18 protein-coding genes and 1 other RNA gene are annotated in these 22,088 nt (G+C 56.0%); 9 read left to right on the forward strand and 10 right to left on the reverse strand.

From position 1 onward, the window contains the following. Positions 1 to 20: 20 nt before the first annotated feature. A complete protein-coding gene (locus ACUTQW_RS09710; protein WP_006327740.1) occupies positions 21 to 833 on the reverse strand; it encodes a MipA/OmpV family protein in 813 nt (270 codons plus the stop codon). 452 nt (positions 834 to 1,285) lie between these two features. Here ACUTQW_RS09710 and ACUTQW_RS09715 point away from each other — a divergent pair, with 452 nt between their 5' ends. Continuing rightward, positions 1,286 to 1,954 (forward strand): response regulator, encoded by a 669-nt coding sequence (locus tag ACUTQW_RS09715; protein WP_013814392.1) that lies wholly within the window; start codon positions 1,286 to 1,288, stop codon positions 1,952 to 1,954. Continuing rightward, positions 1,951 to 3,357 (forward strand): ATP-binding protein, encoded by a 1,407-nt coding sequence (locus tag ACUTQW_RS09720; protein ID WP_020439704.1) that lies wholly within the window; start codon positions 1,951 to 1,953, stop codon positions 3,355 to 3,357. Before ACUTQW_RS09715 ends, ACUTQW_RS09720 begins: the two co-directional genes overlap by 4 nt. A gap of 114 nt (positions 3,358 to 3,471) precedes the next feature. Here ACUTQW_RS09720 and ACUTQW_RS09725 read toward each other — a convergent pair whose 3' ends face one another. The 4 genes from ACUTQW_RS09725 to gcvT all read right to left on the reverse strand — a co-directional run bounded on the left by ACUTQW_RS09725 (position 3,472) and on the right by gcvT (position 9,190). Continuing rightward, positions 3,472 to 4,437, reverse strand: coding sequence for a quinone oxidoreductase family protein (locus ACUTQW_RS09725; RefSeq protein ID WP_006327748.1), 966 nt, complete (start codon positions 4,435 to 4,437; stop codon positions 3,472 to 3,474). 122 nt (positions 4,438 to 4,559) lie between these two features. After that, positions 4,560 to 7,439 carry an aminomethyl-transferring glycine dehydrogenase gene (gene gcvP, locus ACUTQW_RS09730; protein ID WP_020439705.1) on the reverse strand — a complete coding sequence of 960 codons (2,880 nt, stop codon included), beginning with the start codon at positions 7,437 to 7,439 and terminating at the stop codon, positions 4,560 to 4,562. A gap of 221 nt (positions 7,440 to 7,660) precedes the next feature. Further along, positions 7,661 to 8,047 (reverse strand): glycine cleavage system protein GcvH, encoded by a 387-nt coding sequence (gcvH, locus tag ACUTQW_RS09735; protein ID WP_004952479.1) that lies wholly within the window; start codon positions 8,045 to 8,047, stop codon positions 7,661 to 7,663. 45 nt (positions 8,048 to 8,092) lie between these two features. After that, positions 8,093 to 9,190, reverse strand: a complete 1,098-nt coding sequence (gcvT, locus tag ACUTQW_RS09740; RefSeq protein WP_037433588.1) for a glycine cleavage system aminomethyltransferase GcvT — start codon at positions 9,188 to 9,190, stop codon at positions 8,093 to 8,095. A gap of 860 nt (positions 9,191 to 10,050) precedes the next feature. Here gcvT and ACUTQW_RS09745 point away from each other — a divergent pair. Genes ACUTQW_RS09745 through ACUTQW_RS09760 form a run of 4 tightly spaced genes read left to right on the forward strand, consistent with a single transcriptional unit; the run spans position 10,051 to position 14,586 of the window. Continuing rightward, complete coding sequence (locus ACUTQW_RS09745; protein WP_006327757.1) at positions 10,051 to 11,058, forward strand: C-terminal binding protein; 1,008 nt, start codon at positions 10,051 to 10,053, stop codon at positions 11,056 to 11,058. 24 nt (positions 11,059 to 11,082) lie between these two features. Beyond that, positions 11,083 to 12,084 carry a radical SAM protein gene (locus tag ACUTQW_RS09750; protein ID WP_006327758.1) on the forward strand — a complete coding sequence of 334 codons (1,002 nt, stop codon included), beginning with the start codon at positions 11,083 to 11,085 and terminating at the stop codon, positions 12,082 to 12,084. Between the two features lie 24 nt (positions 12,085 to 12,108). Next, positions 12,109 to 13,371 carry an ATP-grasp domain-containing protein gene (locus ACUTQW_RS09755; protein ID WP_020439709.1) on the forward strand — a complete coding sequence of 421 codons (1,263 nt, stop codon included), beginning with the start codon at positions 12,109 to 12,111 and terminating at the stop codon, positions 13,369 to 13,371. Next, positions 13,372 to 14,586: a hypothetical protein gene (locus ACUTQW_RS09760; RefSeq protein ID WP_006327760.1), complete on the forward strand. Its 1,215-nt coding sequence runs from the start codon at positions 13,372 to 13,374 to the stop codon at positions 14,584 to 14,586. A 137-nt stretch (positions 14,587 to 14,723) separates the two neighbouring features. On the opposite strand, the gene ubiI is transcribed toward ACUTQW_RS09760, so the two are convergent. The 4 genes from ubiI to ACUTQW_RS09780 form a co-directional block, all read right to left on the reverse strand. Beyond that, on the reverse strand, positions 14,724 to 15,926 hold the full coding sequence (ubiI, locus tag ACUTQW_RS09765; protein ID WP_004952495.1) for an FAD-dependent 2-octaprenylphenol hydroxylase: 1,203 nt from the start codon (positions 15,924 to 15,926) through the stop codon (positions 14,724 to 14,726). An 87-nt stretch (positions 15,927 to 16,013) separates the two neighbouring features. After that, entirely contained in the window at positions 16,014 to 17,192 is a 1,179-nt protein-coding gene (gene ubiH / locus ACUTQW_RS09770; RefSeq protein ID WP_006327761.1) for a 2-octaprenyl-6-methoxyphenyl hydroxylase, read from the reverse strand. A gap of 4 nt (positions 17,193 to 17,196) precedes the next feature. Continuing rightward, positions 17,197 to 18,510, reverse strand: a complete 1,314-nt coding sequence (gene pepP / locus ACUTQW_RS09775; protein ID WP_037433592.1) for a Xaa-Pro aminopeptidase — start codon at positions 18,508 to 18,510, stop codon at positions 17,197 to 17,199. Between the two features lie 60 nt (positions 18,511 to 18,570). After that, a complete protein-coding gene (locus ACUTQW_RS09780; protein ID WP_006319479.1) occupies positions 18,571 to 19,149 on the reverse strand; it encodes a YecA/YgfB family protein in 579 nt (192 codons plus the stop codon). Positions 19,150 to 19,469: 320 nt separating this feature from the next. On the opposite strand from ACUTQW_RS09780, the gene zapA reads away from it, so the two are divergent. From zapA to ACUTQW_RS09795, 3 genes are all read left to right on the forward strand, one after another. After that, positions 19,470 to 19,799, forward strand: coding sequence for a cell division protein ZapA (zapA, locus tag ACUTQW_RS09785; protein ID WP_004931621.1), 330 nt, complete (start codon positions 19,470 to 19,472; stop codon positions 19,797 to 19,799). Between the two features lie 41 nt (positions 19,800 to 19,840). Beyond that, positions 19,841 to 20,023, forward strand: a non-coding RNA gene (gene ssrS / locus ACUTQW_RS09790) — 6S RNA. Between the two features lie 28 nt (positions 20,024 to 20,051). Beyond that, positions 20,052 to 20,660: a 5-formyltetrahydrofolate cyclo-ligase gene (locus tag ACUTQW_RS09795; protein ID WP_006327764.1), complete on the forward strand. Its 609-nt coding sequence runs from the start codon at positions 20,052 to 20,054 to the stop codon at positions 20,658 to 20,660. A gap of 44 nt (positions 20,661 to 20,704) precedes the next feature. On the opposite strand, the gene serA is transcribed toward ACUTQW_RS09795, so the two are convergent. Next, positions 20,705 to 21,943 (reverse strand): phosphoglycerate dehydrogenase, encoded by a 1,239-nt coding sequence (serA, locus tag ACUTQW_RS09800; RefSeq protein WP_004952511.1) that lies wholly within the window; start codon positions 21,941 to 21,943, stop codon positions 20,705 to 20,707. Between the last annotated feature and the right edge of the window lie 145 nt (positions 21,944 to 22,088).

Here is a 22,088-nt window from a genome sequence, read left to right on the forward strand (position 1 = left end):
TCCTTGTTATGGTTGGGAAATCAGAAACTGTAACTGGCCCCCAGGAAGGCAACCCCAGCCACTTTTTTCTCGACGATCGGGCTTTTGGCCGCGTCACCCAACAGAGTATAGATACCCGCACCGGCCTGGAAGGCGATTTCCGGCGTCCATTGGTAATTCAGCGCGCCATTGAGCGTCACCTGCTTAAAACCGCTCCCCGGCCGATAGGCGGCGAAAGAGGTTTGCTGCGCCTGCCGCTGCGTCACGCCAAAATAGCCGCGCTGATAACCGCTGTTGGCCCAGGTGGTGCTCAGATCACTCGACAGGGTCAGCGTCTCGCTCAGCGAATAAACCGCCGCCACCCCCAGATCGACATAGGCGGTATGCCCCAGATCCTCATCGCCGTAACGACGCGCTTTGGTGGCCTGCATACCTTTTACAAAGGCATGGAAAGGGTCAAATTTATAGCTCAGCTCTATACCCGCCTCAAGAGCGCCGTCGAGGTCACCCATGCCTTTTAGCCGCTTATTGCGGCCGCTCAACGTTTTCACCTCCTCATCCCGCCCGTCGTCATAACCGGCCAATAAGGCGATGCCAAACGGCCCTGACAAGGGTAACTGCCAGCGTGCGCCGTCGATCAGGCCCAGACTGAAATCACCCCAGGCCGATTTATCGTAACCGGCCTGAATGTCGTACAGCGGCACGGCGCTATAGCTGGAAGCCCCCTGATAAACCGGTGCTACCGCCATACCGCCACTGAGTTTCAATGAAGCTTCTCCGTCATCCTGTGTAAACCCCTGCAGGGGAAATAACATCAATAACGTCACCGCAGAATAACCCAGGGTATTTTTCACCGTATCTACCTTATTATTTAATGGGAGTGTTATAGCGCTATCAGACGCCGTAATTGTTTTTTCATACGTGGTTTTAAACTGTCAAAAACATCCGACATCTCCGTATGTGAGCTGAGCTGTACGGCTGGAGGGTGTGGGACTGAATTATTTTCCTCCCGGGCACCTATGTGAAAAATCAGCAGCTCCAGAGCGATAAATAAAATCACGCACGGACGGACAATCCCGCCAGAGAGGGCTAAATTTAAAGCGTTGCCAGCATGCATTTTTTTACCCTAAGGTGACTGTTGTGCTGGAGCAGCCTACCCGAAACCCTGAGTCGTTGCCTTAACGCGAAATTAACGCCAGATTAAGGTTTGCTTAAGAAGGCATAACCGAAGAGCCGTACGGCGTTGTCTTCCGCTGAGGGTTGTAGTTATATAGCCGCCAGCGCCGTGACATAAACCGGATATCCAGTGAACATTTTGCTTGTGGAAGACGATCTGCAATTGGGCAAAGCCCTGTGCCGCGCATTGGAACTTGCAGGGTTCGATCTGTGCTGGGTGCGGCTGGTCCATGATGCACAACTTCAATTATCGCAGGGCAGCTTCGATTTAATGCTGCTGGATCTGACCCTGCCCGATGGCGACGGCTTGACGAAACTGGTCGAATGGCGCGCCGCCGGACAAAATATTCCGATCATTATTCTGACCGCGCGCGACCGCATCGAGAGCCTGGTCAATAGCCTGGATTCCGGTGCAGACGACTTTTTGGCCAAACCTTTTGCGCTGCCGGAATTGATTTCACGCGTGAAGGCGGTGAACCGACGCATGGCCGGGTTCGCCTCCCAAACCTGGAGTCTCGGCAATCTGTATCTGGACCCGATGAACCATCAGGTCACCCTGGAAGACGAACTGTTGCTGCTATCAAAAAAAGAGTACCGCCTGCTGCATGAGCTGATGCGCTGCGCCGGAACTGTGGTGCGCAAAGCCACATTGGAACAGCGGCTGTTCGGCAATGGCGACAGCGTGGAAAGTAATTCTCTGGAGGTGCACATGCATAACCTGCGACGCAAGATCGGCAAGGAAAGAATTATTACCGTGCGCGGCATCGGCTATTTATTAAAAAAAGAGACGCAGGGATGATTAGTTTCAAGTCTTTTTTTATACGCACCATTGTTTTTCAGGTTATGGCAATACTCGTACTCTGGGGAATATTGCTTGGCTGGGTAAAATATCTGTATTACCCCGATGCAGAGAAGTATTTAGATAATCAGCAACGCATTGTCGCACTCGGTATCGCCAACATTCTCGATAAAACCGACATTACCGAACACAATTATCTCGAGATTATCAAAGATATCGAAATAATGTATATCGATTCGATCAAAAACGGCATGCAGGACGAAATAGACTATCGTCCGTTGTTTTTGGTTTACGACCATAATAATCGGATGCTCTACGCTTCGCCGCCGCAGGAAAAACCCTTGTCCCTGCCTCCTTCAGTGCTGTCCGGCACCATCAGCTATGCCAACGTAAAGTGGCATATCGCCGGCAGTTGGAGCGATAAACAGCGCTTTAGAGTGATCGTCGGCGAATCCTTTGACAACCGCACCACTATTTTCGGCAACCCGGCGGAAAGTACCGCGATCCCGCTGCTGGTGGTCCTGGCTGCCATAATTGTTGCTCTGCTGATCACCGCCTATTTCAGCCTGCGGCCGCTGCGGCAAATCGCCAGGATGATCTCCGATCGCAAACCCGGTAATTTATCGCCGATCAACGTCCGTGAGCAATATCAGGAAATCCGGCCGGTAGTGTTGGAAATCAATAAGTTGATGACGCGTATCGACGCCGCCAATCAGCGTGAAAAACGCTTTATGGCCGATGCCGCCCACGAGCTGCGCACCCCGATCGCCGCCGTGCTGGCGCAATTGCACTTGCTGACCCAGGTGGCGGATAAAACCGAGCGGCAGGAAATTATTGAGGACATGCAGCAAGGGCTGGATCGCGCGGCATCGCTGTCACGCCAGCTGATTGATCTGGCCAAACTGGAGTCGGAGAACTTTCCGCTGAAGATAGAAGCGGTGGATATCTACGCTGAAATCAGCAAGTGCATTGCGCAGCACGTGCCCTATGCACTGGAGAAGAACGTCGAACTTTCGCTGGATGGCAGTGAAAATGTGGTGGTTGAGACCGACCGCCACTCGCTGATTGCCATATTCACCAACCTGCTGGATAACGCCATCAAATACGCGCCGGCCGGTGGTCATATCGAAGCCAACATCCGCTCACTGTCGCCGATGGGTTGCTACATTAGCCTGCGCGACAACGGGCCGGGTGTGAATCAAGAACATTGCAAACGCCTGTTTGAACGCTTTTACCGCGTGCCGGGCACCCAGCAGATCGGCAGCGGCCTGGGGCTGGCGATCGCCAAGAATCTGGCCGATAAAATCGGCGCGCAATTGCGGATCACCGAAGGGCTTGACGATCGCGGTATCGGGTTTGTTATCGATCTGCCAGAAAATTACCAGGCGCCACAAGGAAAGTAATAAGGTATCTGGCCCATTTTGGGGCAGGTACGGAACTGTGGCTCGGGCTGGCCATCGGCGGGGCGGCGCTGACCCGTTTTTTCCTGGCGACCAACTGGCCGCCAGGGCTGACGCCTAACGCGAAATACGGATCACCGAACGCACGTCGCTTTTCTTGTTCAAATCCCAGACGGCGGCAATCTCGGACAAGCCATGTTCCTGCGTCTCGACGGCGATCTTGCCTGCCGCCGCCAGGGCCAGGATCTCCTTGGCATACCTTTGCATTTCCGCCACTGGGGGGAAGTTACCGGTGCCACTGCCCATAATCTGCAGTTGATTGCTGCGCAGCACCGCCGCCGGCAGCCGGATATCCGGCCCGGCCATCGACCCGACGTTCACCAAACGTATGCCGCGCCCACCGGCGTAGGATGACAAATCATGGTTGTTAAGCGTCGCAAGCAAGGCTTCGGTCGCGGCACCCCAGATATAGTCGACAATCACCTGATAGCCATGCGGCCCCGCTGCGGCGGCGAAAGCCTGTGTCAATGCGGCCCCTTCCAGTCCAAGATCAACCGTAGCATCAACGTCCAGCGCATCCAACACGCTCTGACGGCGACCGGCAGCGACAATTCGCCCCGCTCCCGCCTGACGTGCTGCCGCCACCGCCAGCTTGCCCGACGTGCCCGTGGCACCAATAATCAGCACGGTTTCACCCGGCTGCACCTCGGCGCGCCAATGAAGCGGCAGCCAGGCGGCGAAAGCCGGATTTATCAGCGCCGCGGCAGTGGCGTCATCCACGCCTTCCGGCACCGGCACTGTCCATGACGCGACGGTTCTTTCCGCCAGTGCGCCATGCGGCTGGCGGAACGAGGCAAAATAAACCCGTTGGCCATCCGGCGTGTAGCCCACGCCATCGGTGCCGGGCACAATCGGCAAGGTCCTGGGGCTGGAGTAATGGGTTCCCGCCACCATCGCGCGGTCAAGTTGCTTGATGCCCGCCAACGTCACCTCAATCAACACCTCGCCGGCCTGAGCCTGCGGCTCTTCGACTGACCCAAAAACCGGTGGCTGCCCTAACGCTTTTACGATTGCCGCTTTCATAACGATTCCTTATGCCATTGAGTTTGCCCATTAAGCAGTGAAGCGCAACCACTGCGGCCCGGCAATAAAAAAGGGACACCGCATCATGCGGTGTCCCTTACTAACAAACTTTACCGAATGTGTTATTCGTAGTCGCTCATTGGCACGCAGGAACAGAACAGATTGCGGTCGCCATACACGTCATCCAGACGCTTCACGCTCGGCCAGTATTTGTTCTCACGCACACCGGCGATAGGGAATACCGCCAGCTCGCGGCTGTAGGCATGCTGCCAGTCGCTGACCAGTTCCGCCTGAATGTGCGGCGCGTTCACCAGCGGGTTGTCTTCCAGCGGCCATTCACCTTTCGCTACCCGGTCAATCTCGCCGCGGATGGCCAGCATCGCGTCGATAAAGCGATCCAGCTCCACCTTGCTTTCCGATTCGGTGGGTTCGACCATCAACGTGCCCGCAACCGGGAACGACATGGTCGGCGCATGGAAACCGTAGTCAATCAGGCGCTTGGCGATGTCCATTTCGCTGATGCCGGTCTCTTCTTTCAGCGGACGAATGTCGAGAATACATTCATGCGCCACGCGATGGTCGCGGCCGGTATACAGCACCGGGTAGGCATCTTTCAGGCGGGTCGCGATGTAGTTGGCGTTGAGGATCGCCACCTGGCTCGCCAGTTTTAACCCTTCCGCGCCCATCATGCGGATGTACATCCAGCTGATTGGCAAAATAGAAGCGCTGCCGAACGGTGCGGCGGACACCGCGCCTTGCTGAGTGGTTACGCCGTCGATCTGCACCACGCTGTGACCCGGCACGAACGGAGCCAGATGCGCTTTGACGCCGATCGGGCCCATACCCGGGCCGCCGCCGCCGTGCGGAATGCAGAAGGTTTTATGCAGGTTGAGGTGCGAGACGTCTGCGCCGATGTAACCCGGTGTGGTGATGCCGACCTGAGCATTCATGTTGGCACCGTCGAGATACACCTGGCCGCCGAACTGATGAACGATCTGACACACTTCGCGAATGGTTTCTTCGTACACGCCATGGGTCGACGGGTAGGTCACCATGATGCAGGACAGTTCTTCGCCCGCCTGTTCCGCCTTGATGCGCAGATCGTGCAGATCGATGTTGCCGTTCTTGTCACAAGCCACTACCACGACGCTCATGCCCGCCATCTGGGCGGAAGCCGGGTTGGTGCCGTGCGCCGAGCTTGGGATCAGGCAGATATGGCGGCCCGCTTCATTACGGCTTTCGTGGTAACGGCGGATCGCCAACAGGCCGGCGTACTCGCCCTGCGCGCCAGAGTTCGGCTGCATGCAAACCGCGTCGTAACCGGTCAGTTGCACCAGCCATTGCGACAGTTGGCCAATCATCTGCTGATAGCCTGCCGCCTGCTCTGGCGGGCAGAATGGGTGCAGTTCGGAGAATTCAGGCCAGGTGATCGGGATCATTTCCGCCGCAGCATTCAGCTTCATGGTGCAGGAACCGAGCGGGATCATCGCCTGGTTGAGCGCCAGATCTTTACGCTCCAGACGGTGCATGTAACGCATCATCTCGGTTTCGCTGTGGTAGCGGTTGAATACCGGATGGGAGAGGATCGGATCCTTGCGCAGCATTGCCGCCGGGATCGACTGGCTGTTTTTGCTCACCGCCGCGTCCAGCGCGTCGATGTCCAGCCCGTGCTCGTCACCCGCCAACAGAGCGAACAGCGTCTGCACGTCTTCACGCGAGGTGGCTTCGTCCAGCGTAATGCCGACTGCGCCGTGAATATCGGTACGCAGGTTGATGCCAAAACTCAGCGCGCGTTCCAGCACGGCGGCCTTGTCTTTGACTTCCACCGTCAGGGTATCGAACCAGGTTTTATGACGCAGCGCCAGACCGGCCTGTTGCAGCCCGGCGGCCAGAATGTCGGTCAGACGATGGATACGCCCGGCAATGCGCTGCAGGCCCTGCGGGCCATGGTACACCGCGTACAGGCTGGCGATGTTGGCCAGCAGCACCTGCGAGGTACAAATATTCGAGTTGGCCTTTTCGCGGCGGATATGTTGCTCACGGGTTTGCATCGCCATACGCAGCGCGGTGTTGCCGGCGGCGTCGCGGGAAACGCCGATAATGCGGCCCGGCATTGAGCGTTTGAATTCATCGCGGCAGGCGAAGAAGGCGGCGTGCGGGCCGCCGTAGCCCATAGGCACGCCAAAGCGTTGCGCGGAACCGAAGACCACGTCTGCGCCCTGTTTGCCCGGTGCGGTCAACAGCACCAGCGCCATGATGTCGGCCGCCACGCTGGTGACGATTTTGCGGGTTTTCAGCTCAGCCAGCAACGCGCCGTAGTCGTGCAGCTCGCCGGTGGTGCCCACCTGTTGCAGCAACACACCGAATACGCCCTGCAGCTCAAGCACCTTCTCGGCTTTATCGACGATCACTTCAAAGCCGAAGGTTTCGGCACGGGTGCGTACCACGTCCAGCGTTTGCGGGTGCACATCGTCAGCCACGAAGAAACGATTGGCGTCTTTCAGCTTGCTGGCGCGCTTGGCCAGCGCCATCGCTTCGGCGGCGGCGGTGGCTTCGTCCAACAGCGAAGCGGACGCCAGATCCAGACCGGTCAGATCCAGAGTCAGGGTCTGGAAGTTCAGCAACGCCTCAAGGCGGCCTTGCGACACTTCCGGCTGATATGGCGTATATGCGGTGTACCAGCCCGGATTTTCCAGCATGTTGCGCAGGATCACCGGCGGCGTCAACACCGCGCTGTAGCCCATACCGATATAGGATTTGTAGCGCTGATTCTGCGAGGCAATCGCCTTCAGTTCGGCCAGCGCCTGATGTTCAGTCGCCGCATCGCCCACCGGCGGCGGCCCCGGCAGTTGAATGTCTGCCGGCACAATCTGTTGGATCAGCGCGCTGAGCGACCGTGCGCCCACCGCTTCCAGCAACTGCTGCTGTTGTTGCGCAGAAGAGCCGATGTGGCGTTCGATGAACGCTTCGCTGTGTTCAAGTTGGCTGAGTGTCTGAGTCATTGCTACAAATTCCTGAATGCTGACGGGGTACGGGATATAGCCTGTTCTATAACTGAAACGCCCTACCCTCGAAGCTCGGATAAAGGCGTTACATACTCAATGGATTTCAAGTTGCCGCCAGGCGACCGGCTTGCTTACCCCAGACGCTTACTTAAGTCAGTCACTGGGGTAAGCAAATGCAGATAACAACGCTGCTGCTTGAAAGACGAAGAGTATGCTGATTACTCGTCGATAGAAGCCTGGTACGCACCGGCATCCAACAGCTTACCGAGCTCGGCAGCGTCGGAAGCCTTGATGCGGAACAACCAACCATCGCCATAAGGCTCGCTGTTCACCAGCTCCGGAGAGGCTTCCAGCGCATCGTTAATCGCAACGATTTCGCCGCTGATTGGCGCATAGATATCGGAAGCGGCCTTCACCGACTCCGCCACGGCGCAGTCGTCACCGGCGGTCACTGCCGCGCCAACGTCTGGCAGATCGACAAACACCATGTCGCCCAGCAATTCCTGCGCGTGTTCGGTGATGCCTACCACGTATTCGCCATTGCCTTCGTCACGCACCCATTCGTGGGATGCCGCGTATTTCAATTCTGTTGGCACATTGCTCATCGCCAGTTACTCCTTCGAAGAAATAAAGAATCAATAAACAAAAAATTAATTAATCAGTGGCTTACCGGCACGGACAAAGCCAGGTTTGGTGACCTTGACCGGCATTTCGCGGTTGCGGATTTGCACGATAGCCTGCTCGCCGATACCGGCGGGCACGCGCGCCAGGGCAATGCTGAAGCCCAGGGTCGGCGAGAAGGAGCCGCTGGTGATCACCCCTTCGTGCGCCTGGCCTGCCGCGTCGGTGAAACGCACCGGCAGCTCATTACGTAATACGCCTTTTTCCGTCATGATCAAGCCGACCAGTTGTTCGGTACCCTGTTCCCGCTGCTGTTCCAGCGCGTCACGGCCGATGAACTGGCGATCTTCCGGTTGCCAGGCGATGGTCCAGGCCATATTGGCAGCCAGCGGCGAAACGCCTTCGTCCATCTCTTGGCCGTACAGATTCATGCCCGCTTCCAGCCGCAGGGTGTCGCGCGCGCCCAGGCCGGCCGGTTTAACGCCCGCCGCCAACAGCTTTTGCCAGAAATCCGCCGCCTGCTCTTTCGGCAAGGCGATTTCATAGCCCGCTTCGCCGGTATAGCCGGTGGTGGCAATGAACAGATCCCCGGCCTGTACGCCGAAGAAGGGCTTCATGCCTGCAACCGCGTTTTTTTGTTCCGGGGTAAACAGAGTGGCGGCGCGTTCTTTGGCCTGTGGGCCCTGCACCGCAACCAGCGCCAGATCGTCACGCACCCTCAGCTCAATGCCATAAGGTGCAGCGTGTTCTTCGATCCAGGCCAGGTCTTTGTCGCGCGTGGCGGAGTTCACCACCAGGCGGAAATAGTCTTCAGTAAGGAAGTAAACGATGAGATCGTCGATCACGCCGCCGGACGCATTCAGCATGCCGGTGTACAGCGCCTTGCCGGGTTGAGTGAGTTTGGCGACATCATTCGCCAGCAGATAGCGCAGGAACTCGCGGGTGCGGGCACCGTGCAGATCCACAATGGTCATATGGGAGACGTCGAACATACCGGCATCCTGACGCACGGCGTGGTGCTCATCGATCTGGGATCCGTAATGCAGCGGCATCATCCAGCCATGAAAATCTACCATGCGCGCACCGCACGCCACGTGCTGGTCGTACAGTGGGGTTTGCTTTGCCATCTTTTCCCTCATTCCACTCAGTAGCTGAAGTTAGGGTGCTGCCACGCAATACGTCAGATTATGGCTCGCGGGCCGGGTTACGTGGCGCACTGACTGCCCAACAGAAACGCTGCGCCGAAACGTACGGAAACTGTGGCTAACCGTCGTGACGCAAACGATACCTTTGTTCTGACGTTATCACCGAACGACCGCATTAACCATAAGTTAAAATAGGCTTGGCGGTGTCCGTCGCCAGTAAAACGCCGGGCTAGTGTGCAGAGTTTTTAACTGGAAAAATGCGCTTTAAGGCACAAAAACAACAATTGAAGCACCAAAAATCCAAAGTTATATAACAAACCAACGGTCAGTCGCGGGATTTCGACTTTTGATAACCGGTTATGGAATTAGAAAAAGTAATGCTAAAACCGGACTGAAATTAGATTATTTCAAATGAAGAGTTATATAAGGAAAAGCTATGGGTGACCCTCATATTTGCGCAGGTGAAACGGTCGTTCACTTGAGCGCCCTGGGTTCTGTGAATGGCGATGAATAGCTCCGTCCCAAGTCTCTCCGTCATATCGGGCAAATTGGATTCTTTCCCACGCAGAAAGTAAAAGGACTCGCTTACCCGCTCCGGTAAAGGTAAATATTTTTCACGTTTATTTTGTTTCTTTCAGAAGATTAATATTTCCACTCTTTACTCATTTTCTGTTTTTTTGATTAACAAAATCACAACCATTGGTTTTATCACCTGCAAAAATAAAAAATGGTGGTTTTTAAAGCCAAAACCCATCGGCTTGTTAGAAAAAAAGAACCATGCTTCAATTAACGCTCAGTTTGTAATGTTAATGTTATCTTAACAATTATGAGGTGGACGTTAGATGGAATCCAGACGCACCAAGGTTTTAATCGTTGATTCGACAACGGAAAAACATTTTCCCCAGCCGGATATTGAACGAGAAATCCTGGCAGGACATGATGTTCGCTTGGTACATATCAGCAATATCAATGAAATACCCACCGAGATCCTGCCTGAAATAGAGTTCATGATCATCTGGGCGTGCATCCCGTCCATCCAGTTCAATCAGGCTTTTTTAAGCAATTTAAGCCGCTGCCGCGCAATCGTTAAAGCCGCCGTCGGTTACGATAATGTGGATATTGACGCTGCCAGGCAGCTCGGCATCGCCGTGTACAACATTCCCGACTACGGCACAGAAGAAGTGGCCGATCACACCTTGGCGCTACTGCTCGGCGTAGCCCGTAAACTCAACGACATCAATTTGCATGTCAGACAAGGTGGTTGGGACTGGGCCAGCGTCAAAAAATTGTATCGCTTGCGCGATAAGACCCTGGGGATCATCGGTTTTGGCCGCATCGGCGGTGCCGTGGCAAAAAGAGCGGCGGCCTTTGGTCTGAACATCCGGTTTTACGACCCCTATGTCGCCAGCGGTATTGATAAAACGCATGGCGTAACGCGCTGTGAATCCCTTGAGGAGCTGCTCGCTTCGGCGGATATCGTGTCTGTCAACGCTTCCCTAAACCGCACTTCCCACCATCTCCTTTCCGAACCGCAGTTTCAGCAAATGAAAGAAGGCGTATTGCTGGTCAATACGGCACGCGGGGGCATTGTGGATTCACAGGCTTTGTTGGCGGCGCTTAATTCCGGCAAGGTGGCTGCGGCCGGGCTGGACGTCCTGGAGAATGAGCCCGATATCCCCGCAGGTTTCAGAGATCTGGATAACGTTATTCTTACCGCACACTCAGCTTTTTACACTGAAGAATCGTTCCTGGAAATGAGAACCAAATCAGCCGAGCTGCTTTTGGGCATTATGGCCGGGGCTAGCGTGCGCAACTGTGTCAATGGGAACAGTATCTTACAGCCGTCGTGATCAATAAAAGCATGGAGAAAAACAATGTCTGCCGAGCAAAATATTGTCGTTAAACAGGTTGAAGAAGAAACGCGTTTTTCAGAAAAGCTGACGCCGTATTTAAAAGAACTCAGCAAAACCAGCCAGGCAATAAAGGATATGTATGAGTTCAATCCTGAATATGAAACATTGCCGGCCAATCTTGACGTTGACCTGCTGAACGAGAAAACATCCACGCCCGTTTTTGGTACGGTAAAAAAATATGATGGCCAACTATTGGTCTTGCTCTCTTACACCTGTGCCGCCAACTGCCGGTATTGTGAACGGCAGGATCGCGTGGGGGTTGGCCTGGATGTGGAAGGTCGGTTAAAAATGTCTCAGATTGATGATATCGTTGATTATATCGCCAACGATAAAAGCATCTACGAGGTCATCGCCAGCGGTGGCGATCCGCTGACCAACCCCAAAGGTCTGCAATATCTGTTTAATCGATTGAAAGCGATCGACCACGTAAAAGTGGTCAGGATCCATACCCGCTATCCGCTGCAAAACCCCGGCAAGGTGCGTATGGAATTGATGGAAGAGCTGGCGCAGGCTAAACCGACGGTATATTTGAGCCTGCATATCGACCATCCCGATGAGCTGCAACCTGAAGTCATCGAGATGATCCGGGCTTTCAAAAAGATGGGCTATGTGTTGCTGACGCAAACCGTCTTCCTGAAAACAATCAATGACGACAAAGACACGCTGAAAACCCTATTTTTGCGTTTATTCGAGTTGGGCGTTCGCCCGTATTACATTTATCACGGTCAGGAAGTCACCTCTACCCGGCGTTTTGTCATGCGCCTCGAAGATGAGATGGCGATCATGACGCAGTTGCGCAATGAACTGTCCGGCCTCGCCTTCCCCCAGCACGTTATCGATATCCCCAGCGCTTCCGGCAAAGTGGTGGTGCCGAGCGATCACTGGCAAACGGATACCGCTACCGTCACGGACTTTTACGGCAAAACGGTCAGAACGGCCGACTGGTCGCCCATTACCAACTAAAACTGCAGGGAAAGAGGTTATCGCATGAAAACATTTATCATATTGCAGAACATTGTCACCTTCCGGACTGACTGGAATAAGATGATCGACAGGGAAAAATACGCGGTCTGTCTGCTGACGGGGAAACAGGGCTGGGGCAATTTGCCCGCAGATCAAAAACCTTGTTTCGACGATATTCAAATCTGCGATCCCTTCACGACAGAAGAACTGGAGCAAGCCTGTCGCGATCTTTTTACCCGTCGCAATATCACCAATATGGCGGAGGTGAGAATCATCACCAACGACGAGTATTTTCTGGGGCATGCAGCGCGCCTGCGGGAGACATTCGGTATTCAGGGGGCAACGTTTGCGCAAACCGAGCCCTTTATCAATAAGTTGCGCATGAAGGCTGTCATCGCCGCCGGCGATATCGATATCCCTCTGGTCGTGCCCTTTTCTCCACAGGCCTATCAGGCAGCGCCTGAACGTTATCTTCAGCAAGTTGAGCAGCCTTTGTCTTATCCGATATTTGCCAAGCAAATTGATTCGGCCGGCAGTGAGCGAATCGCCAAAATTCATGACCGCCCGGCGCTGCGGCAATGGTGTGAAACCAATAAAGACGTTGAAAACTATGAGCTGGACCAATTTATTGAAGGAACGCTGTTCCATATCGACAGCCTGGTCTATCAAGGAAAGATCGCCGATATTTATATCTGCCAATACAGCCACCCCAACGCCGAGTTTATTGATGGCAAGCCAGTAGGCAGTTTGCCGCTGGACAAAGAAAATCCGCTGTATTCGCGCTTCGAAGCCTATAACTCCCGCGTATTCGACGCGTTGGGCTATGTGCCTGACGGCGCGACTCATCTGGAAGCCTTTCTGACCAAAGATGACCGTATCGTGTTTCTGGAAATCGCCGCCCGCGCGCCCGGCGGCTGGATCCCGCAAATGCATGCCCTGTGTTCTGGCCGCAATATCGAGGAACAACATTTTCTGGCGCAAATGGGCCTGCTGGAACAGGCGAACGAGCGGCCTGCCGGTTACGCCGCCTGGGTGTGGTATCCGCATCGGGAAGGCGCGCGCGCCGATATAGAAAAAAACATCAGCGTCGGCAGCGCATATAAAACGACATGGGAGGTTCCGCACGGCACGCTGCTGACCAGACCGCAGAGCGTACGCGACCGCATTGGCGGGATCCTGCTGTGGAATGATTCGCTGGCGTCTTTAACGGCGGACTTCCAATGGCTGGTAAATGACTACCTGCCTTATCACGATGCCGTGGCGGCAGATGACGGGGAGAGTCAGTAAATGAATACCGCCGGCATGTTGCGATTATGGTTTCCCAGTGCAATCAGCATCAGTCTGCTGAATCTGGAACTCCCTATCATCTCGCTTATTCTTTCGGCTTACAGCCTCAAGGCATCCGGCGATTACGCCGTTGCCTTGAGTACTTTCATGTTTGCCAACGCGTTTGTTTTCCCTCTGTGCGCGGTGGTCATCAAAATGAAAAAGAGTGCGGAGACGCTGATGTTTTCCGCGCTGCTCGCCGTCGCGGTCTTTTTGATATTCAATCTGGGCGTTTGGGGTTTTAGGCAACATATCAGCCCGCATATCGCCTTTATTACCCACGTGTTTTCGCTTTCTCTGCTGGCCGTAGGCGTCCGACGTTATCTGCAGGGATGTTGCATCCTGGAAGGGAAAACCGCCCTGATGAGCCGCGCCTCTTTCGTCCGCGTGCTGGTTTCGGTGCTCGGTTGTTATGCGCTGACCCGGTTTCAGGTGCCTGTGGATATGGCGGCGATCCTTGCGCTTGTGGCGGGTGCCTATACGGAGGCCATTTTGCTGTTGCTGTTGGTCCTGCGTCAGGGGATTCGGCTGCACGAAGGGGGCGGCAGGCACTATCGGCAAATCATCGCGCCTTACTTTTCGGCCTTTCTGATGACCGCCTCGTCGCTCATGAGCAACATCATTGTCGTCATCTGTCTGAGCCGGGTTATCGGCGGGAGTGAAGTGCTGCAATACTGGCCGTTAACCTTTGGCCTGATCTGCATTTCCATCGGCGCGGTGTTGGATATTGAGAGCATCCTGCTAAAAATATTGGGGCATCAGCCGCAGAAAAAACAGCAGTTCAGCTTCCTGGCGCTGCTGTGCCTGGCGGCGCCCCTATTGTTCGTTGCATTGTGTCTTATTCTTGATCGATTTGATCTGTTGCCGGCCGGGAGCAGAACGATTTACATGAATGCGGAATTTTTCATCGCCATCGTCGGTGTGTCGATGCTGTGGATTTTACGGGGTTATATTCGCGCCAACCTGATGAACGACAATCGGCTGAGGATCATCAATGCCAGCATTCTGGTGGCGATGATGACCCCTTTAGCCGTGTTTTACGCCGTCGAAATACCCAACTATGGCGTCATGCTGTCGCTGTCGATTTTTTCCGCGCTGATTATACTGGAGCTGTTGTGTTATGGGCTTTACGGCATGACGCAAGCCCTGCAACGGCGACAGATCGCCGCAGAGTAGTGCTTTTGGTTCATTCAATGACGACAAGGCTCCGCAAGGAGCCTTGATGATGACAAAGTGCTTTTTTCATGGTGGTGCAGAGCATGCCGCGCCCCGACGAAAGCTACAGGCGAAGGCTTTATCCTGAGTTTCCAGCCTTAAGCCAGCCACTCCGGCAAATCGTTCAGGCCCATTGCCTGGCGCACCAGTTTCGGCTTAACGCCCGGCAGGCTGTCGGCCAGACGCAGACCGACATCGCGCAGCAGTTTCTTCGCCGGGTGATTGCCGTCAAAGAGCTCACGGAACCCTTGCATACTCGCCAGCATCACGGCAGCGCCATGTTTGCGGCGGCGCTCATAGCGACGCAGGTACAAATGTTGGCCAATGTCCTTGCCCTGACGCTGCAGGCGCCGCAGTTCGGCGATCAGCTCGGCGGCATCCATAAAGCCCAGGTTCACCCCTTGGCCGGCCAACGGATGCACGGTATGCGCCGCATCCCCCATTAACGCCAGACGGTGCGCGGCAAAGCTGCGCGCGTAACGCCCGGTCAACGGGAAGGTCTGGCGCTCACTCTCAAGCCGACAGGCGCCGAGGCGCAGATCGAACGTCATCGCCAGCTCACGGTTAAATTGCTCCGGATCCAGTTGCTTCAGGCGCTCCGCTTCTTCCGGCGCTACCGACCAAACGATAGAGCACAGATGCGGATCGCTGAACGGCAGAAACGCCAGAATGCCATCGCCATAAAATACCTGCCGCGCCGTCGCCTGGTGCGGCTCTTCGGTGCGGATGGTGGCCACCAGCGCGTGATGACGGTAATCCCAGAAGGTCAGCGGAATATCGGCATGCTGACGCAGCCAGGAATGCGCGCCGTCGGCGCCCACCACCAGCCGTGCAGTCAGCATGCGGCCATCTTCAAGCGTGATAAAGGCATCGTTCTCGCCCCATGCCACCTGTTTTAGCGCCGCCGGGGTGATCAGCGTGACATCGCTCAGGCTTTCCGCACGCTTCCACAGCGCCTGCTGGATCACCGAATTCTCAATGATATGGCCGAGGTGACTGAAGCCGCATTCATCGCCGCGAAAGGCGATTTTGCCGAAGCTGTCGCGGTCCCACACTTCCATCGCGTTGTAGGCGCTGGCGCGCAGGGCGAGGATTTCGTCCCACACGCCAATATGCTGCAGCAGGCGCTCACTGGCGGCGTTGATGGCGGATACGCGCAGCGCCGGCTGTTCCTGCGGCGGCGTCATTTCCGGTTGCCGGTGCTCCAGCACCGCCACGCGCAGACCGCTGCCTTGCAGGCCACAGGCCAGTGCCAACCCCACCATACCGCCGCCGGCGATAACCACGTCAAATGATTGCATGCTGCTTAATTTCCTTAAATGACTCGCTGCGCAGCGATTGCGCGGCGTTGCGGGCGCAGCACGCTGCGCCCCTGCTTATACACCAGCCTAGCGATCCACCCAACCCAGCGTACGTTTGGCAAAGGCATCGCGCACCGCCGGCAGCTGTTCCATCGCCATCAGACTCAGATTGCGCCCGACCACCAACGGGCCGTAACGGTTGGCGAACAGCCGGATCAGGCCGTCGGTCACGCCGACCGTCGCCTGCTGATCTTTCTGTCGCCGCTGCTGATAGCGGCTCAGCAGCGCATAGCCACCGGGATCTTCGCCCGCCCGCTCCGTCTCTGCCAGCGTTTCCGCCAGCGACATCACATCGCGCAGCCCCAGATTGAACCCCTGGCCGGCAATCGGATGCAGCGTCTGCGCGGCATTGCCCACCAGCGCCAGCCGATGGCTGACATGCCGGCTGGCGGTCAGCAGACTGAGCGGATAGCTGTGGCGTTTGCCGGTTTTGACGATCCGACCCAGCCGCCAGCCAAACGCCTGTTGCAGCTCACTGATAAAGCGGGCGTCATCCCAGCCATCGACCTCGGCGCGATCTTCACGCGCATGGCACCACACCAGCGAACTGCGGCCCTGAGACATCGGCAACAGCGCCAATGGCCCATAGCGGGTGAAACGTTCGAAGGCACGCCCCTGCGGGTCCTCCGAAGTGGTGACGTTGGCGATGGTGGCAAACTGCGGGTATTCGCTTTGTTGCCACTGTACATTGCAGGCTTGTGCCAGTGCCGAACGCGATCCGTCCGCCGCCACCAACAGTTGCCCGTTGATGCGCCGTCCGTTATCCAACAGCACTTCGGCGCGATCTGCGGTACGCAGCACGTCGACCACCCGTGCCGGGCAGTGCAGCGTGACGCCGGGCGCTTTGGCCAGCAACGCGAACAGCCGTTGTCCGGCGTCGTGCAATTCAATTACCTGACCAAGCGCATCGACCTGATAATCTTGCGCATACAGGTTAACAAAGCCGGCGTGGCCGCGATCGCTGACGTGCACATGGGTAATGGCCGTCGCACAATCGCGTAGCGCCGGCCAGACGCCAATACGCGTCAGTTGCTGGCAGGTGCCCTGCGCCAAGGCGATGGCGCGGGCGTCAAACCCCGGGTGGCTGCGGTCGTCCGGCCGCGTAGCTTCGATCAGATCAACCGCCATCCTTCCCTGGGTAAGCGACGAGATGGCCAGCGCCAACGTCGCCCCCGCCATGCCGCCGCCAACGATAATTACGCTCATCCGCTTACCTTGCCGCCGCCATCAACGCTTCAATGGCATCGGCGTCTTTCACCACCCCGGCGGTCAGGTTTTCATTGCCGCCGGCGGTGATCACAATGTCGTCTTCAATGCGAATGCCGATGCCGCGATATTGTTCCGGCACGTCGGCGTCCGGTGCGATGTACAGACCCGGCTCGACGGTCAGCACCATACCCGGCTCCAATTCGCGATCGCGAGCCGGCGTGACGTAATTGCCGACGTCGTGCACGTCCAGCCCCAGCCAGTGGCCCAGCCCGTGCATGTAGAACTGACGGTGCGCCTGTTCGGCAATCAGTTGATCCACGTCGCCTTTCAGGACGCCCAGTTCCACCAGCCCGGTAATCATGATACGCACGACCTCGTCGTTCGCTTCACGGATGCTGGCGCCGGGTTTTAACAGCTCCAGAGCCCGCAGCAGCGACTTCAGCACAATGTCGTACAGGGCACGTTGCGGTTTGCTGAATTTACCGTTCACCGGGAAGGTACGGGTGATGTCACCGGCATAGCCTTTATACTCGCAACCGGCGTCGATCAGCACCAGATCGCCATCGCGCAACTCACTTTCGTTTTCTGTGTAGTGCAGGACGCAGGCGTTTTCGCCGCCACCGACGATGGTGTTGTAAGACGGGTAACGGGCGCCAAGGCGGGTAAACTCATGCAGGATCTCCGCCTCAAGCTGATACTCGAACATCCCGGGGCGACATTTTTCCATCGCACGGGTATGAGCCAGCGCGCTGATCTCACCGGCGCGACGCATCACTGCCAGTTCTTCCGCGGATTTGAACAGGCGCATCTCGTGCAACCACGGGCGCCAGTCGGTGATGGTCGCCGGCGCTTGCAGGTTCTGGCGGAAGCCTTTACGCAGCTTGTCCAATGCCGAGAACAGGATCTGATCGGCATAGGCGTATTCGCCCTGCGCGTGATAAACCACATCCAGGCCATTGAGCAGCAGGTGCAATTGCTCGTTGATTTCGTCGAACGACAGCGCGCGATCCACTCCGAGCTTCGCCGGTGCGGCATCCTGGCCCAGGCGACGACCAAACCAGATTTCCGCGGTCAGATCGCGCACCCGGTTGAACAACACGCTGTGGTTATGCGTTTCATCGCTCTTCACCAGAATCAACACCGCTTCCGGCTCGTTGAAACCGGTCAAATACCAGAAATCGCTGTTCTGACGGTAGGGATATTCAGTATCTGCACTGCGCGTCGCTTCCGGCGCAGAGAAAATAATTGCCGCGCTGGCCGGAGCCATTTTCGCCAACAGCGCCTGACGGCGGTTGTTGAATTCCTGCTGAGTCATCACCTTCTCCTGAAATCAATCTGCCTGTGCTCACGGCCTCTACGGGCGTGGTATCGGGGTTTAGTGCAAGGTCGGTTTGGCATTCTCCGGCGCTGTCGGCTTGCGGCGGGTAAATTCGGTATGGCACAAAATAGCCGCCACCCGCACATACTCCACCACTTCCTCCAGAGAGTGTTCCAGTTCTTCCTGATCTTCGTCTTCGTCGTAACCCAGTTGGGCGATATTGCGCAGATCGTCGATCGCCTCACCCACTTCGTCTTTCACCTGAGCCAGTTTCGGTTGCATCATCCCCAACCCGAGCAGGAAATGGTTCACCCACCCGGCCAGCGCGTCGGCGCGTTCGAAGACGGTTACCGTTTCGCCTTCCGGCATCATCAGTTGGAACATGAAGTCGTCGTCTTCCAGCGTTTCACGCGTAATTTCATAAAGTTGCTGGAGCGGCAGGTTCAATGCCTGCGGAAAGGCCACGCCTTCGTTAGTCAGATCGTAGACCAGCGTTTGCCAGCCGGCGTCGCGGCTGCCACCGCACAACAGGCCGCTGATCAAACCGTGCATTTCTGCTGCGGTCAACGCTACCGCTTGCTGGTTGAGAGCAACGGTCAAAGATTGGTAACTTGGAAATGTATTCTGTATAGACATGCGCATTCGTCATCGTTGGCAGGATAAGTTCGTGTTATGCTACCACCAAGGTCCATCGCTGTACCAGATAAGCGCGACACCTCAGTGGCTAGTTATAATCGTGATGCGCCAGAACTCACACAGTGCCGGCAAGGAGCAAAATGACGCTAAATACGCATTTTGAAACCCTTTTTTGACTGGTAATGTCTGTCGCGGTAGATTACAACCAGGTACTGAAAAAGGGGTTGTATCTTGGTACCGAGGTATATATAGTGGCGCCCGCTTTGGTGGCTCGGTAAGGGCGAACTGGGGCTGGCGCGAAATTTAGGCAGGAAGGTGGCATGTCTGCACAACCGGTAGATATTCAAATTTTTGGCCGCTCGTTAAGAGTCAATTGCCCGCCAGAACAACAAGATGCGTTGAACATGGCGGCGGACGATCTTAACCAACGGTTGCAAGATCTTAAAGTTCGCACTAGAGTCTCAAATACTGAGCAACTGGTTTTTATCGCGGCATTGAACGTATGTCACGAACTTGCTCAAGAACGGTTGAAAACCCGTGATTATGCGTCCAATATGGAACAACGCATTCGTATGCTGCAACAGACCATTGAACAGGCTTTGCTTGAACAGGGTCGCATCTCTGAACGTCAGGATGCACAATTCGAATAACTTAAGTTGCTGAAATCGAAGGTTTCGGCAATGAGTAAAAAATTTCTCTGAGATGTTCGCCAGCGGGCCAGTCCCCTGAGCCGATATTTAGTACCAACAGAATGTGATGATCCGCGATCGGTGTGCATGCTCGGCCCGCCGAGAAGCCTTAAGATTGCGACAGCACGTTCACCTTGAACCATGGGTTCAAGGGTTACAGCCTGCGACGGCATCTCGGAGATTCCCCCTTCCTCAGCGGTATGTGTGCTGATTATGTCTTTTCAATCCCAATATGCCCAACAGCGGCAGAATATCCGAAACCTAATCCGTCAACGTCGTCGCGCCTTAACGCCTGAACAACAACATGATTTTGCTTTGCAGATGGCCGATCGTATCGCTGCGCATCCGCGTATTCTGGCGGCGCAGAGCGTTGCTGTCTTCTTGTCGTTCGACGGCGAACTGGATAGCGGTCCGTTGATCGAACGATTATGGCGGCAGGGATTGCAGGTTTATCTGCCGGTTCTGCACCCGTTCAGCGCCGGCAATCTGCTGTTCCTGCGCTATACCCCGGATACGCTATTGGTGAACAACCGCTTTAATATTCTCGAGCCACAGCTCGACGTACGCCACGTATTGCCGGTCGGTGAACTCGATGTGGTGCTGACGCCACTGGTCGCCTTCGACAGCGCAGGCCAGCGTTTGGGGATGGGCGGCGGGTTCTACGATCGCACCTTGCAAAACTGGCAGCTGACGGGCCTCTACCCGATAGGGTTAGCGCACGACTGTCAGCAGGTGGAAAAGGTCCCGGTGGAACATTGGGATATCCCGTTACCGGAAATCATCACCCCATCGCAGAATTGGGTGTGGCGGGAGCAGGAATAGCAAAAGGCCGGATTTATCCGGCCTTTTCGTTAACGCGCAAACACTCAGAACAACAGGCGGGCGCGAATGGTACCGGCAATCGCCTTCATGCGCTGCAATGCGGCGTCGGCACGTTCGGTTTCCGCTTCGATATCGATAACCACGTAGCCGATTTCCGGACCGGTTTGCAGGTACTGCGCAGCGATGTTCACCCCTTCTTCCGCGAAGATCTGGTTAATCTGCGTCAGCACGCCAGGGCGGTTCTCGTGAATGTGCAGCAGGCGGCTGGCGTTCGGGCCATGCGCCGGCAGCGACACTTCCGGGAAGTTAACCGCCGACAGGGTCGAACCGTTGTCGGAGTATTTCGCCAGCTTGCCCGCCACTTCGTCGCCGATGTTCTCCTGCGCTTCCTGAGTGGAGCCGCCGATATGCGGAGTCAGGATCACGTTGTCGAACTCGCACAGCGGCGAGTTGAACGGCTCGCTGTTGGTCGCAGGCTCTTCCGGGAAGACGTCGATCGCCGCACCGGCCAAATGTTTGCTGGCCAGTACATTGCACAGCGCAGGGATATCCACCACGGTGCCGCGCGAGGCGTTGATCAGAATCGAACCCGGCTTCATCAGCGCCAGCTCTTCTGCACCCATCATGTTCTTGGTCGACGGGGTTTCCGGCACGTGCAGCGTCACCACGTCGCTCATATTGAGCAAATCGGACAGGTGTCTTACCTGCTGGGCATTACCCAACGGCAGCTTGTTCTCGATGTCGTAGAAAAACACCTTCATGCCCAGGCCTTCGGCCAGGATACCCAACTGGGTGCCGATATGGCCGTAGCCGATAATCCCCAGTCTCTTGCCGCGCGCTTCGAACGAGCCGACGGCCAGTTTCTGCCACTCGCCACGGTGTGCCTTGGCGTTGGCGGAAGGAATGCCGCGCAGCATCAGCAACAGCTCGCCCAGCACCATTTCGGCTACGGATCGGGTATTGGAGAAAGGCGCGTTAAACACCGGAATGCCGCGTTTGGTCGCCGCTTTCAGATCAACCTGGTTAGTGCCGATACAGAAACAACCCACCGCCACCAGTTTTTCTGCGGCAGCGAAAACTTCTTCGGACAGATGCGTACGCGATCGGATGCCGACGAAGTGAGCATCGCGGATGGATGCCTTAAGCGCTTCGGTGTCTAACGCACCTTTGTGATATTCAATGTTGGTATACCCGGCCGCAAGCAGATTATCTACCGTGCTCTGATGAACCCCTTCCACCAACAGGAATTTAATCCTGTCTTTCTCCAATGATACTTTTGCCATTTACCCGACCCTATATTCAGACTTCAGAAGCGGCTGTTATGAAACAGCACGCATCCAACATAACAAAAATAACGCGGGCGGCAATACAAACGATTGCCTGCCCGTCAGTACAAGGCTCAGCGTTGTTGCCGGTTTTTGGCAGAAA

The organism is Serratia sp. TSA_7 (assembly GCF_052692135.1).

What these genes read in the sequence shown, in the direction of transcription:
- ACUTQW_RS09720 (WP_020439704.1), top strand. Translation starts at nt 1,951, where the DNA reads ATGATTAGTTTCAAGTCTTTTTTTATACGCACCATTGTTTTTCAGGTT.
- ACUTQW_RS09725 (WP_006327748.1), bottom strand. Translation starts at nt 4,437, where the DNA reads ATGAAAGCGGCAATCGTAAAAGCGTTAGGGCAGCCACCGGTTTTTGGG.
- gcvP (WP_020439705.1), bottom strand. Translation starts at nt 7,439, where the DNA reads ATGACTCAGACACTCAGCCAACTTGAACACAGCGAAGCGTTCATCGAA.
- gcvH (WP_004952479.1), bottom strand. Translation starts at nt 8,047, where the DNA reads ATGAGCAATGTGCCAACAGAATTGAAATACGCGGCATCCCACGAATGG.
- gcvT (WP_037433588.1), bottom strand. Translation starts at nt 9,190, where the DNA reads ATGGCAAAGCAAACCCCACTGTACGACCAGCACGTGGCGTGCGGTGCG.
- ACUTQW_RS09745 (WP_006327757.1), top strand. Translation starts at nt 10,051, where the DNA reads ATGGAATCCAGACGCACCAAGGTTTTAATCGTTGATTCGACAACGGAA.
- ACUTQW_RS09750 (WP_006327758.1), top strand. Translation starts at nt 11,083, where the DNA reads ATGTCTGCCGAGCAAAATATTGTCGTTAAACAGGTTGAAGAAGAAACG.
- ACUTQW_RS09755 (WP_020439709.1), top strand. Translation starts at nt 12,109, where the DNA reads ATGAAAACATTTATCATATTGCAGAACATTGTCACCTTCCGGACTGAC.
- ACUTQW_RS09760 (WP_006327760.1), top strand. Translation starts at nt 13,372, where the DNA reads ATGAATACCGCCGGCATGTTGCGATTATGGTTTCCCAGTGCAATCAGC.
- ubiI (WP_004952495.1), bottom strand. Translation starts at nt 15,926, where the DNA reads ATGCAATCATTTGACGTGGTTATCGCCGGCGGCGGTATGGTGGGGTTG.
- ubiH (WP_006327761.1), bottom strand. Translation starts at nt 17,192, where the DNA reads ATGAGCGTAATTATCGTTGGCGGCGGCATGGCGGGGGCGACGTTGGCG.
- pepP (WP_037433592.1), bottom strand. Translation starts at nt 18,510, where the DNA reads ATGACTCAGCAGGAATTCAACAACCGCCGTCAGGCGCTGTTGGCGAAA.
- ACUTQW_RS09780 (WP_006319479.1), bottom strand. Translation starts at nt 19,149, where the DNA reads ATGTCTATACAGAATACATTTCCAAGTTACCAATCTTTGACCGTTGCT.
- zapA (WP_004931621.1), top strand. Translation starts at nt 19,470, where the DNA reads ATGTCTGCACAACCGGTAGATATTCAAATTTTTGGCCGCTCGTTAAGA.
- ACUTQW_RS09795 (WP_006327764.1), top strand. Translation starts at nt 20,052, where the DNA reads ATGTCTTTTCAATCCCAATATGCCCAACAGCGGCAGAATATCCGAAAC.
- serA (WP_004952511.1), bottom strand. Translation starts at nt 21,943, where the DNA reads ATGGCAAAAGTATCATTGGAGAAAGACAGGATTAAATTCCTGTTGGTG.